The organism is Gluconobacter morbifer G707 (assembly GCF_000234355.1).
GTDB lineage: Bacteria > Pseudomonadota > Alphaproteobacteria > Acetobacterales > Acetobacteraceae > Gluconobacter > Gluconobacter morbifer.
Map to the genome: position 1 here is coordinate 679,508 of NZ_AGQV01000001.1, position 12,253 is coordinate 691,760.

Below are 12,253 nucleotides of genomic sequence, written 5' to 3' on the forward strand. Positions count from 1 at the left end.
CCCTTTGTTGTTCAGAACGACTTCAGCAGTCGCTCAAGATAATCCAGTTCGCCCTGCGGACGGGTCCGGTCCGAGGCCCTGCGGCGCAGTTCACGCTCGATGTCGCGGGCGCGGTCGCGGGCGCTCTTGTCCGGAATATGGGCGTCCGAATCCTTGCCGTTCTGGCCTTCACCCAGCTTGCGGCCCAGCGGGTCCTGATCCTTCTGGGTATCGTCGTCACCATCTTCATCGCCAGCTTCCGGCTGATCGCCATTATCGCCGTCCTGACCTTTGGCACCATGCTGCTGGTGGCCTGAACCACCTGACCCCATGGAGGGAATGAAGCTCAGACCGCCACTCTGGCCGCTGCCTGATCCACCGCCGGATTTCTGGTTCTGGCGGGCCTGCTTCCCGGCCTCAGCCAGATCAGCCAGAACTTTCTGCTCGGCGGTCTGGGCCTTGTCATCCTGCCGGTCGGCAAGGGTCTGACGGGCGGTTTTCATATCGTCCCGGGCCTTGTCGAAGGCTGTTGCCGGTTTACCTGTCAGATCCTTGACGCGACGGGAGAGGATGTCGTTTACGCGCTGGAGTGCGCGTTGCAGCGCATGATCCGCACGGCGCTGATCGGACTGAGCCGGAGAATTGACGGTCGCCGGATCGACGGGAGGAGGTGGCGCCGCGTCCGCTGCGTGCTGGTCCATACCCGGTGGCGGCTGCATTCCAAGCTGACGCAGAAGATCGGCCGTGGACATCTGGCTGACATCGCCATGGCTGTCCATCTGTTCGCCTGGAGGCATCGCTGCCTTGCGCGCGGCGGAAAGGCGGGCCTGTGTGTGATCGAGCAGCATGGTCTCACGGTGGACGAGATCATGCAGAGCCGCACGCTGGGCCTGTGCTTCGGCCTGCGCCTTCATCTGGGCGGCAAGGGCCTTCAGGTCCTCCGGCGTGGCCTGACGCATATGTTCGGCCATGTCTTCCATCTGCTGAAGACGGCGGAGCGCCTCATCGCCATGGCCCTGTTCGGCATCCGACTGAAGGCGGCGCATCGCATCCGACCATGGTTCAGCGGAACTGCTGCCGGACTGGGGCATGACGATCCCGCTGGCGGCTGCGCGCTGGAACAGGAGCTGCATCCGGCGGTTCAGCGCGTCCTTCAGCGCTTTTGTCCGCCGCTGGAGTTCTTCCTGCTCAGGGAGGCTGTGGCCTTTGTCTCCCAGATCGCGCATGTGATCGAGCTGCTGCTGGACGCTTTGCTGTGCGGCCCGGACCTCGGCGGCGGCATCGGCGATTTCCGGTCCGTCCCGTTTGAGGTCGTCCTGATACAGGGCCAGTGCCCAGAGCTGGCCTGGCACAGCGACTTCCGCTCCTTCAGGGGCATCTTTCTGAAGGGATGCGATCATCAGTCCCATGGGAGCCAGAATGGCCGGGACGTTGGTGGTCTGCGTGAGGAGAGTCAGTTCGTCTGCTGCCTGCGACGTGTGTTCCTGCCCCAGCATCAGGCGACGGCGCAGGGAGACCAGCGCCCGGGCCAGCGGATCAGAAAATCTGCGGGTTCCGAGCCGGAACCTGACGGCTGCACTCCGGCTTTCATGTCCCGACACACTTTTTGCATGCAGTCGCCCTTCGACTTCCATGCCGGCGAACGGATCGGAAGAGAGGTCGGGGCGGGCCAGTCCGTGTGCATCCTTCGGCTGTCCATCCAGCGGGATGGGAACCGTCAGGACGCGCCCGCGGTACAGGCCGGGGAGGGTGATTTCCGCTTCCAGGGAAGAGACGCCATAGGTCTGATGCACCTTCCACGGCAGGCCTGTCCGCCAGTCGTCTTTTTCAGGGCCCGGTCTGCCGTCCCATGTCACGGTGGGTGGCAGATCCGGTTCTACCGTGATGGTCCATGAACCGAGCGTCCGTCCCCGGACCATGAGGCTGACGAGGCCGCTCTGCTCCAGCAGGGCATGTTCGTTCCAGCTCTGGGCATCCAGACGACTGCGCTTTGCGGATGACACGCCGTGAAGGACGGGACGTCCACGCGCACCGGTGATGGTGGCGTTCAGGATTGCGCCCTGCGGAACCCGGATAGTCCCGTTCTGTCCATGCGCGGACAGGAAGACCGGCGCGCCCGGGGCATAGCCCGGACGGTCGATCCAGGCCTGAAGGGTGGGGAGCGGAATGCTGTCATCATCCACGCCGGGCAGGAAACCGGCATGCAGCCGTGACGGCGTATGGACGCCACTCAGCACGATGGCGGTGATCAGGACGAGTGGCACAGCGGCAACCGCAGCTTTTTCCGGCGTTCCCATCGCAGGGCGCGGGAAACCGACCCGCAGGGGGCCGAGGCCGGCAGCCACACGTTCGACATGGCGGGTCCAGATGGTAGACTGTTCACCCATGCCGGCATAGGCCGGCCGGTCCGTCAGGCTGAGCAGGGGCTGGAAGGCGAGATGGGAATCCCGCTCGATCCTGCGATCGGCCTGCACGGTGGTGGCCGGCGTGATCTGGCGTATGCCCCGGATGGTAAGCCACAGGGCCGTCCCCAGAACCGCGATTTCCGCAAGGGCGTGCAGCCAGTCGGGCAGGGACTGTGGCAGGCGGGCCAGAGAGGCCAGCACATAGAACGCCACCATCAGAAGCGGCCAGCGAAATGGCTGCCATGCCCGTTCCCACCAGATGACGCGTCGGGCGCGCTGGCGGATGGTGGCAAGGCGGGCTGTGGCGTTCCGGGGATCAGCCATGGGCAGGATTCGCGCTATCCTGTTCCAGCCAGGCCGGAACGGTCTCGGCCGCGATCAGTTCTGCGACGGTCTGGCGTTGGCGGATGATGTCCCAGCGCCCGTTATCCACGAGAACCTGGGCTGCCAGCGGGCGTGTATTGTAGGTCGAGCTCATGACTGATCCGTAGGCTCCCGTATCCAGAAGAACGACCAGATCTCCCCGGTTGAGGGATGCCGGCAGGGCGCGGTCGCGGGCGAAGATGTCGCTGCTCTCACAGACGGGCCCTACGACGTCCCAGGGTTTTGTGTCGGCTTGCAGGGCCGTTGGCGCAACTGGAAGAATACCGTGCCATGATTCATAGAGCGCGGGACGGGCCAGATCGTTCATCGCCGCGTCGATCACGGCGAAATCAGGATTCCCGGCCTTGGTTTCGATCACGCGCGTCAGCAGAAGGCCGGTTGGTCCGGAAAGCCAGCGTCCGGGTTCGATGCTCAGGCGTACATCCAGATTTCCCAGTGTCTCGGCGATGACACCGGCCAGCATGTCGGGTGCGGGAGCGATTTCGTCGCGATAGCGGATACCGAGGCCACCGCCGCAGTCCACGCTTTCGACCGTATGACCGAGAGCCCGGAGTTCCCGGACCATTTCCGCCAGACGGGTGTAACCCTCCCGAAACGGTTCGGCCGTGACCATCTGGCTGCCAAGATGGACGGCAAGCCCCACCAGCCGGACGTTCTTCAGGGCGGTGGCTTCCCCGTACAGCGTCACAGCGCGGCGGTGTTCGATCCCGAACTTGTCTCCGGCACGACCGGTACTGATCTTGTCGTGGGTCTGGGCGTCCACATCCGGATTGACGCGCAGGGCAGCGCGGGCGACCTTCCCGCAGGCCCGGGCCATTTCGTCCAGACGGTACAGTTCCTCGACGCTCTCGACATTCACCTGTGCGATGTCGTGCTCAATCGCGGCCCGTAGTTCGGCATCGGATTTTCCAACGCCTGAAAAGACGATCCCTGATGAAGGAATGCCAGCATGGAGCGCGCGCTGCATTTCCCCACCACTGACGATATCGACACCGAAACCACATTGACGCAGGATGGTCAGGGTGGCCTGATGGTCCTGCGATTTCATGGCGAAATGGTAGCTGACCGGCAGGCCCCGTGCTTCAAAGGCGGATTTCAGCGCCTGCGCGCGCCGGCACAGGGTGCCTGCGCCGGTAATCCAGCATGGTGTGCCGGCTGCGGCTGCAATGACATGAAGAGGGACGCCCTCGAACAGCAGGCCGTCGCGTACGTCCATTCGGAGGGAAGGACGGCTGGCCAGAAGATCGAGCAGGGATGGATCAGTGGAAGGGTCGGAAGGAAAGGGTGCGCTCATGGTGATGCTACCGTATCGCTGTCTGAGACATGTTCCAAGCCGAACCCGCAGCGGTTAGGGTCGGGAATCATGATGGAAGAACTGATCAGACAGGCGCTTGAAGCCCGCTCCCGGGCTTATGCGCCCTATTCCCGGTTTCAGGTGGGGGCGGCGCTGCGGTGTGACGGCGTGGTGCATTCAGGCTGCAACGTGGAAAATGCAGCTTATCCTCTTGGCACCTGTGCAGAGGCCGGAGCCATTGCCGCAATGATCCGTGCCGGCGGACGGCGGATCGAGGAAATAGTGGTCGTGGGCGGGGATGAGCCCTGTACGCCCTGTGGCGGCTGTCGTCAGAAAATCCGGGAGTTCGGTGCGCCGGACCTGAAAGTCCATATGGTGGACCCGCAGGGGCGGCATCTCATGACACGGACTCTCACGGCGCTTCTGCCTGATGCGTTCGGTCCGGATCATCTTGGATGAGGAAGGCTGCTGCCATCCTGTCGGCGCTGATGCTGATCGCAGGAGCAGCCAGGCCATATGCGGCGCCTTTGCCGGCCCTGCCTGGACTGGGCCGTGAAGGAGCATACCGCGATCTGGTGGACGTCAACAGTTACCCATGGCGTATTCTGGGGCGGGTTCAGACCGCGCTGGGCACGAAATGCACGGGGTTTGCCGTTGCGCCGACTGTTGTCATGACTGCAGCGCACTGTCTGTGGCTTCCTGCCACGGGTCATTATATCCAGCCCCGCGATGTTCATGTCCTGATGGGGTATGTGCGGGGAAGTTACCGCACCCATGCGCAGGTCAGGCGCATCATCGTCGCGCCCGGATATGATCCTGCCAACGAGAGTGCCACGGCGTCCGTTGACCGGGCCACGCTCATTCTGGACCGTCCGGTCGTGAAGACGGATGATCTTCTCTCTCCCGTGGCCGTCAAAGGGAATGAGTCTGTCATGCTGGTCGGATATCCGCAGGACCGGGCAGAAGTTCCTTACGGCGACGTGGACTGCCATCTGAACGGGCTGACGATAGGCGGGCTGATCCATCATGACTGCGCTGCGACGCACGGAGACAGCGGTAGTCCTCTTCTGGTCCGGCAGCCGGATGGAAGCTGGAAGATCGGGGGGCTTGCAGTTCTGGCCCAGGAGGGGGCCGGTGGTTTCGCGGCTCCCCTGATGCCTCCGGTCATGCACTGAATGCAGGGCAGTATTTTCGGGTGACTGAAAACCTTCCCGGTTCCAGACGTTTTCAAAAAGCAGACAACATTCCGGCACTGCCGGTTTTCCCGATCTGGGAGGATTTTCACCATGTACATCATGTCCATGAAAGACGCATCCGATCGGGAGCCTGTTCATAATGCGCAGGCACAGAAAGAGCACCGCGCCCATGCAGAGCGTGTGCTGATTGTGGAAGATCAGGCGCTTCTGAGGTTTCTGGCCGTGGATATGCTGGAAACGGAAGGGTATCCCACGGTGGCAGCGGCAAACGCTCAGGAGGCTCTTGAGGCGCTCGGAAACTTTTCGGATATCGGCTTCATTTTTTCGGATATCAACATGCCCGGTTCCGTTGACGGGTTGGAACTGGCGCGGACTGTCGATGCCCGCTGGCCAAATGTTGGAATCATCCTGACGTCAGGAGAGGATCTCGGCAGGGCGCCAGCTCTGCCGCACGGCACGGTGTTTTTGCCCAAGCCCTATGAGTGGGATGAAGTGTATCGTAGTCTGGAGAAAGTCCAGCACTAGGAGCTCGGTTTTTCAGGGAGGGGTTATGTGGTGCACCCGAAAGGACTCGAACCTCTAACCCCCAGATTCGTAGTCTGGTGCTCTATCCAGTTGAGCTACGGGTGCGTGCACATGATTTTCTCTTCCGGTCAGCCGGAAGAACAGTGGTGCACCCGAAAGGACTCGAACCTCTAACCCCCAGATTCGTAGTCTGGTGCTCTATCCAGTTGAGCTACGGGTGCGCTGTGAGGCGGGGTTTTACAGGCGGTCTTTCGGGCTGACAACCCCCCTCCGAAAATAAATTCTACTTTCGTGTCATGGTGATATGCGCCCGGCAGGCAGCCGATCCGAAAGTGCCGCCAATCGCCTGACCGACCGGATAACCATTGAAAACAACCGGCGAGGGATGGCGGTTCATGTCCAGCGTCATCAGTTCGGCATGATAGCGCTGGTCTCCGGAATGATAGGTGCCACGCAGGATCTGCGCTCCGTCCGCCGGCGTGAACAGGACTTCCTTGCCGCGAATCTCCAGTGTGGATGTCCTCTCGGTTGGACATTCGCCCTGATCGGCGACAAGCGCGCCTACCCACCGGCCGCCCGGATCGTGGCCTGGATCAGGTGTTCCGGCGCAGGCCGCCAGGAATGCAGTGGCGGAAAGGGCAAAAAATGCAATCGGACGCATGTTGTTTCTGTTCCATGGTGCAGAATGGATGACGCAGACGACACAACACCTTATAGGAGTGCCTCAAAAGGCACCATGAACCGGAACGCGAGGCCATCACTTTGACCCAGCAGGACGTCAGCACCGTCGAGAAGCTCGACGAAACCCTTCATGAAGATCGCATCCTGATCCTGGATTTCGGAAGCCAGGTGACGCAGCTTATTGCCCGCCGCGTCCGCGAGAGCGGCGTGTATTGCGAGATCTGGCCGTTCACAGCCAGTGAAGAGAAGATCCGCGACTTCAATCCGCGCGGCATCATCCTCTCCGGTAGCCCGGCTAGTGTCCATGATGAAAACGCTCCACCGGTTCCGGGTGTGGTTTTTGCGCTGAACCGTCCTGTCCTTGGTATCTGCTACGGCCAGCAGGCCATGTGCCAGATGCTGGGGGGCAAGGTCGAAACGCATGAGCACCGGGAATTCGGCCGGGCCTACATTGATATTGCGGAGGACTGCTCCCTGTTCCGTGGCGTCTGGGCCCGGGGCAAGCGTGAGCAGGTCTGGATGAGCCATGGGGATCGCGTCACGCAGCTTCCGCCTGGTTTCCGTGCCGTCGCTCATTCCGAAGGTGCACCGTTTGCTATTATCGCGGATGAAGGGCGTCGCCTGTATGGCGTGCAGTTTCATCCTGAAGTGGTGCATACCCCGCATGGCGCCGCGCTGATCCGGAATTTCACCCATAACGTCGCCGGCTGCAGTGGCACATGGACGATGGCCGGTTTCCGTGACCTCGAAATCGCCCGGATACGCAAGCAGGTCGGGTCGGGGCGTGTGATCTGTGGACTGTCTGGTGGTGTGGACAGTTCTGTCGCTGCAAAGCTGATCCATGACGCCATCGGAGACCAGTTGACCTGTATTTTCGTTGACCCGGGTATCCTGCGGAGTGGCGAGGCGGATGAGGTCGTCAAGACATTCCGTGGCCGCTTCAATATCCGGCTCGTTCACCGGGATGCGTCCGAGCTGTTCCTGCGAGAACTGGCTGGCGTGACGGACCCCGAGGTCAAGCGCAAGACGATTGGGCGTCTGTTCATCGAGGTGTTTGAAGAGGAAGCGGCCAAGCTGGGTGGTGCTCAGTTCCTCGCGCAGGGAACGCTTTATCCCGACGTGATCGAAAGCGTCAGCTTCTCGGGTGGTCCGTCCGTGACGATCAAGTCCCATCATAACGTCGGCGGTCTGCCCGAGCGCATGAACATGCAGCTTGTCGAGCCGCTTCGGGAGCTGTTCAAGGATGAAGTGCGCGCTCTGGGGCGTGAACTGGGTATTCCTGAAAACATCGTGGGGCGGCATCCGTTCCCCGGGCCGGGTCTGGCAATCCGTATCCCCGGCGATGTCACGAAAGAGAAGCTGGATCTGCTGCGGAAGGTGGATGCCATCTATCTTGAGGAAATCCGCAATGCCGGACTGTATGACGCGATCTGGCAGGCCTTCGCCGTTCTGCTTCCGGTCAGGACGGTTGGCGTGATGGGTGATGGCCGAACCTATGATCAGGCCTGCGCCCTGCGTGCCGTGACCAGCACGGATGGCATGACGGCGGAAGTCTATCCGTTCGACTTCGCGTTCCTGAACCGCGTGGCCGGGCGCATCGTCAACGAAGTGCGCGGCATCAACCGCGTGACCTACGACATTACGTCCAAACCGCCCGGGACGATTGAGTGGGAATGATTGTCTGACGCCAGGGAAAAGGCCCGTCTCTTGCGAGACGGACCTTTTTTCATGGTCCAGTGTCTGAAGAAACCGTTCAGTCGGTCCCGTGATGTTTGTGACCGGTCAGTTCTGTTGTCAGTTGGGCGCGGGCTTCGCCGTCGGGATACTTTTCCGTATGCAGGTTGATATAGGTTTTGCCAGCCTGAACATCCTTGACCTGATCTGCCGTCAGATGAAGCGTCCCTTTCTGATGGGTGGTGTATGGACCCTGGATCGGAGCGATCACGCCAGCGTCCTGTCCGCCTTCCGCAGGTCCATGCAAGTGGGCGGCCGTTACCGGGCCGCTGAGCCCGTTGTCTTCATAGCGGTAGGACAGGGTGTCCTTGGTGGTATCCAGCATGGCTGAGGCCGATCCCTTGATGGGGGACGTTGCGCCGTGCTCGGTCTTGAAAGCTCCGAACAGGTGGATCGTTTCCGCGGAAGCGGGAAGAGCCGTGGTAGCGAAACCGACGGCAAGAGCGGTAAGCAGTAATCCACTACGCATGGGACATGTCCTTGCAGATAAGATGGGCACAGAGAACGCCGGTTCAGGTCTCGAGTTCGGTGTTCCAGTAGAGATAATCGCGCCAGCTTTCGTGAAGATAATTGGGGGGAAAGGTGCGCCCGTTTTCCTGAAGAAGACGGCTACTGGGCTGTGCCGGTTTTTTGTGGGGATGCATACCGATTTCGCTTGGTAATCGCGAACCTTTGAGCAGGTTGCAGGGACTACATGCGGTTACCACGTTCTCCCATGTCGTCCTGCCGCCACGGGCACGCGGGATGACGTGATCGAAGGTCAGTTCATGGGTGGGCAATCGGTCATGGCAGTACTGGCAGGAGAAGTTATCGCGCAGGAACACGTTGAAGCGGGTAAAGGCCGGCTTGCGCGCGGCGGGAATGTAATCTTTCAGCGCAATGACGCTGGGTAGCCGGATGCTCTGGCTCGGGGAGCGCACGACAGCGTCTTCATATTCGGAGAGAACGGAAACACGATCGAGGAACACGGCCTTGACGGCTTCCTGCCAGGACCACAGAGACAGGGGAAAGTAAGAGAGCGGACGGAAATCCGCATTCAGGACGAGAGCCGGAAAATGCTGACTGCTTACGGACACCACATGCATCCCTTCTGCAAGGACGACAACATGGGGTTGGTTTCGGCGCCGAACGAAAATAACAGGATGAACGCCGGAGAACATGCGTCGTCGGCTTCTTTGTCATGACTATTTCAGCAAACCGGCCCGGCTGCAAGCACCTGCTTGTGAAACCCTGATGACGTCTGTTTCCACCCGTTTTGCTCCCAGTCCGACCGGGCATCTGCACCTCGGGCATGTCGTCTCGGCGCTTCATGCCCGCAGAATGGCCGGGGCTGAAGGGCGTTTTCTGATCCGCATCGAGGATATTGACCGCGTACGGTGTACGGATGCCCTGACACGGGCTCTGAGCGAGGATCTGGCATGGCTGGGTTTCCGGTCCGCTGAACCGATGCGTCAGCAGTCCCGTCATTTTGCAGATTATGTGTCTGTTCTGGAGAAGCTGCGGGATCGGAAGCTCATTTATCCCTGTTTCTGCACACGGGCGGAAATCGCGGCAGGTGCGACACAGCGCGCTCCGGACGGTAGTCTTGTCTATCCGGGAAGGTGTCGTCATCGCGAGCTTGCGCCGGATAGACGTGCGCCCGTCTGGCGGCTGGACATGGACCGCGCGCTGCATGAACTGCACGGTGTTCCTTCCTGGCATGAAGTCGGGAAAGGGCGGATTTCCGGACGGGCGGATGCGTTCGGAAACATCGTGCTGGCGCGGCGCGATAACGGTGTGTCCTATCATCTCTGTGTGACGCATGACGATGCGTTGCAGGGAATCACGCGCGTGACCCGGGGGCGGGATCTCTATGACGCAACCTCGGTCCATCGCGTTCTTCAGGACCTGATGGGCTGGCCTGAGCCCGAATATGCCCATCATGCTCTCATTCTGGAGACGGATGGACGCAAGCTCTCCAAACGGGACGGGGCGGAGGGCGTGCGTATTCTGCGGCAGAGAGGATGGACTGCGGAGGCGGTGCTGACCCATCCACGTGTGGTTCAGGCTCTGGAAGAGAGCGATCTGCCGCCTTTCAGACCGGCTTCTGAACATTCCATTCAGGATATTGAAGGAACCTGTCCCGGGGACAGTGCGTAGTGCTGGTTCTCCGTCATGAACGGATTTCTCTTACCCTGATGGAGACGAACCATGAAAAAGATTGCATTTGGCCTGCTGGCAGTCGGCCTTGTCCTGCCGCTCGCGGCCTGTGATGGCCCGCCGCCTGGATCTCCGGCCGGTCCTGGGGGCGCGGGTTCGGCGTCCCAGCGAGTCAGCCCGACGGAAGGTGGCCCCAGTTCAGGGCCGGGAGGCCCGGGCATGGGAGGGATGAATACGCCTTCGCAGCCCTGATCTGTCTGTCGCCTCATTATCGGCAATATGGGGCAGACTGAAAACGCCGGGCGTGAAGCCCGGCGTTTTTTGTCTTATTCGGGCGGATAGGCCCGCGGATAGGTGATATCGGAGTCCGGTCCCGGAGCGTGCGGCGAGCCTTTTCTGCCGCAGGCTGTCAGTCCGAGTGCCAGAACGGCCATGCTGACCAGAATCAGCGTTTTCATGCGTGCTCTCCCAGTTTTGCCAGCCAGCCTTCAGCCTGCTGCCTCACATTGGACGGAGCCGTGCCGCCATAGCTCGTACGTGAGGCGAGGGAGGCCTCGACCGTCAGGACATCGAAAACACCGGCGTTGATGCCCGGTTCGACAGCCTGCATCTCGGCCAGTGAAAGGTCGGCGAGGTCACAGCCTTTCTGTTCCGCCAGGCCGACAAGACGGCCCGTGACATGATGGGCCGTGCGGAATGGGACGCGCAGTTCCCGGACCAGCCAGTCCGCCAGGTCGGTGGCGGTGGAGAAGCCCATATCCGCAACGTCCCGCATCCGGGCTTCATTCGGCCTGAGATCACGGATCATGCCGTCCATGGCCGCGAGGGAGAGCGTCATGGCTTCGGTCGCGTCGAAAACCGGTTCCTTGTCTTCCTGCGTGTCCTTGGCATAGGCTAGGGGCAAACCTTTCATGACCGTCAGAAGCCCCACGAAATCCCCCAGGATGCGGCCGATCTTGGCGCGGACCAGTTCAGCTGCATCCGGATTGCGCTTCTGCGGCATGATGGAAGAGCCGGTGGTGAAGGCGTCGGACAGTCTGATGAAACCGAAGGGAGCAGAGCACCAGTTCACGATTTCTTCCGCCAGACGCGACAGATGCATGGCCTGAAGAGACAGCGTGGACAGGAATTCCAGCGCGAAATCACGGTCTGAAACGGCATCAAGGGAATTAGCGGTCGGACGGGCGAAATCCAGCGCTTCTGCTGTCATCCGACGATCGATCGGGAAAGACGTTCCAGCCAGCGCGGCCGAACCGAGCGGACATTCATTCATCCGCGCCCGGGCGTCCCGCAGACGTCCGCGGTCGCGGGAGAGCATTTCCACATAAGCCAGCAGGTGGTGGCCGAACGTGACGGGCTGGGCGACCTGAAGATGCGTGAATCCCGGCATGGGCGTGGCGTGATATTCGAGGGCGCGCGTCGCAAGGGAGCGCATCAGGGAGGCAGTCTGTTCCTGAAGCCCATCGATCGCATCGCGGACCCAGAGGCGGAAATCCGTCGCGACCTGATCATTGCGGGAACGGGCCGTGTGAAGACGTTTGCCGGCTTCTCCAATCCGCTCGGACAGCCGGGCCTCGATGTTCATGTGGATGTCTTCGAGGGCAGGGGAGAACGTGAACCGTCCTTCTCCGATCTCCTGGGCGATGTCTCCCAGCCCCTGCCGGATTTCCGCCAGTTCCGTTTTCGTCAACAGGCCGACCTTCTGAAGCATGGCGGCATGAGCGAGGGAGCCACGGATGTCCTGCCGCCAGAGGATCCTGTCAAAACCGATGGAGGCGTTGATTTCACCCATGATCGCGGCTGGCCCGGAGGCGAAGCGGCCGCCCCATTGTGGATTGGCAGCGGTACCTTCAAAGGCGCTGGAGGCGTCTGTTTCGTTCTCGACAGGGGCGTTTTTCATGTTAACCGTAACAGGA

General features: G+C 61.3%; 13 protein-coding genes and 2 tRNA genes. 6 read left to right on the plus strand and 9 right to left on the minus strand.

The features are described from left to right. Positions 1-11: 11 nt before the first annotated feature. Together GMO_RS03035 and lysA are read right to left on the minus strand one after the other, a co-directional pair. Positions 12-2,708, minus strand: coding sequence for a DUF4175 domain-containing protein (locus GMO_RS03035; RefSeq protein ID WP_008850798.1), 2,697 nt, complete (start codon positions 2,706-2,708; stop codon positions 12-14). Then, positions 2,701-4,062, minus strand: coding sequence for a diaminopimelate decarboxylase (gene lysA / locus GMO_RS03040; protein WP_008850799.1), 1,362 nt, complete (start codon positions 4,060-4,062; stop codon positions 2,701-2,703). The genes GMO_RS03035 and lysA overlap by 8 nt, the downstream gene beginning before the upstream one ends. A gap of 69 nt (positions 4,063-4,131) precedes the next feature. On the opposite strand from lysA, the gene GMO_RS03045 reads away from it, so the two are divergent. From GMO_RS03045 to GMO_RS03055, 3 genes are all read left to right on the plus strand, one after another. Continuing rightward, a complete protein-coding gene (locus GMO_RS03045; protein WP_008850800.1) occupies positions 4,132-4,521 on the plus strand; it encodes a cytidine deaminase in 390 nt (129 codons plus the stop codon). Next, positions 4,518-5,237: a trypsin-like serine peptidase gene (locus tag GMO_RS03050; protein ID WP_008850801.1), complete on the plus strand. Its 720-nt coding sequence runs from the start codon at positions 4,518-4,520 to the stop codon at positions 5,235-5,237. The genes GMO_RS03045 and GMO_RS03050 overlap by 4 nt, the downstream gene beginning before the upstream one ends. 111 nt (positions 5,238-5,348) lie before the next feature. Beyond that, complete coding sequence (locus tag GMO_RS03055) at positions 5,349-5,783, plus strand: response regulator (protein ID WP_008850803.1); 435 nt, start codon at positions 5,349-5,351, stop codon at positions 5,781-5,783. Between the two features lie 28 nt (positions 5,784-5,811). Here the strand turns inward: GMO_RS03055 and GMO_RS03060 are convergent. The 3 genes from GMO_RS03060 to GMO_RS03070 form a co-directional block, all read right to left on the minus strand. Then, a tRNA-Arg gene (locus GMO_RS03060) sits at positions 5,812-5,888 on the minus strand. A 39-nt stretch (positions 5,889-5,927) separates the two neighbouring features. Beyond that, a tRNA-Arg gene (locus GMO_RS03065) sits at positions 5,928-6,004 on the minus strand. Positions 6,005-6,066: 62 nt separating this feature from the next. Then, on the minus strand, positions 6,067-6,444 hold the full coding sequence (locus GMO_RS03070; RefSeq protein ID WP_008850804.1) for a hypothetical protein: 378 nt from the start codon (positions 6,442-6,444) through the stop codon (positions 6,067-6,069). Between the two features lie 101 nt (positions 6,445-6,545). Here GMO_RS03070 and guaA point away from each other — a divergent pair, with 101 nt between their 5' ends. Then, on the plus strand, positions 6,546-8,141 hold the full coding sequence (gene guaA / locus GMO_RS03075; RefSeq protein ID WP_008850805.1) for a glutamine-hydrolyzing GMP synthase: 1,596 nt from the start codon (positions 6,546-6,548) through the stop codon (positions 8,139-8,141). 76 nt (positions 8,142-8,217) lie between these two features. Here the strand turns inward: guaA and GMO_RS03080 are convergent, their stop codons facing one another. Continuing rightward, the gene (locus tag GMO_RS03080) at positions 8,218-8,667 is read right to left on the minus strand and encodes a CHRD domain-containing protein (RefSeq protein ID WP_008850806.1); all 450 of its coding nucleotides are present in this window, start codon (positions 8,665-8,667) and stop codon (positions 8,218-8,220) included. 43 nt (positions 8,668-8,710) lie between these two features. Next, on the minus strand, positions 8,711-9,283 hold the full coding sequence (locus tag GMO_RS03085) for an HNH endonuclease (protein WP_040507719.1): 573 nt from the start codon (positions 9,281-9,283) through the stop codon (positions 8,711-8,713). Between the two features lie 73 nt (positions 9,284-9,356). Here GMO_RS03085 and gluQRS point away from each other — a divergent pair, with 73 nt between their 5' ends. Both gluQRS and GMO_RS03095 read left to right on the plus strand, forming a co-directional pair. Then, entirely contained in the window at positions 9,357-10,337 is a 981-nt protein-coding gene (gluQRS, locus tag GMO_RS03090) for a tRNA glutamyl-Q(34) synthetase GluQRS (RefSeq protein ID WP_008850807.1), read from the plus strand. 51 nt (positions 10,338-10,388) lie between these two features. Then, positions 10,389-10,589 carry a hypothetical protein gene (locus GMO_RS03095; protein WP_008850809.1) on the plus strand — a complete coding sequence of 67 codons (201 nt, stop codon included), beginning with the start codon at positions 10,389-10,391 and terminating at the stop codon, positions 10,587-10,589. Positions 10,590-10,663: 74 nt separating this feature from the next. Here GMO_RS03095 and lptM read toward each other — a convergent pair whose 3' ends face one another. Further along, the gene (lptM, locus tag GMO_RS14345) at positions 10,664-10,795 is read right to left on the minus strand and encodes an LPS translocon maturation chaperone LptM (protein ID WP_008850810.1); all 132 of its coding nucleotides are present in this window, start codon (positions 10,793-10,795) and stop codon (positions 10,664-10,666) included. Continuing rightward, entirely contained in the window at positions 10,792-12,237 is a 1,446-nt protein-coding gene (gene argH, locus GMO_RS03100; RefSeq protein WP_008850811.1) for an argininosuccinate lyase, read from the minus strand. The genes lptM and argH overlap by 4 nt, the downstream gene beginning before the upstream one ends. Positions 12,238-12,253 lie beyond the last annotated feature (16 nt).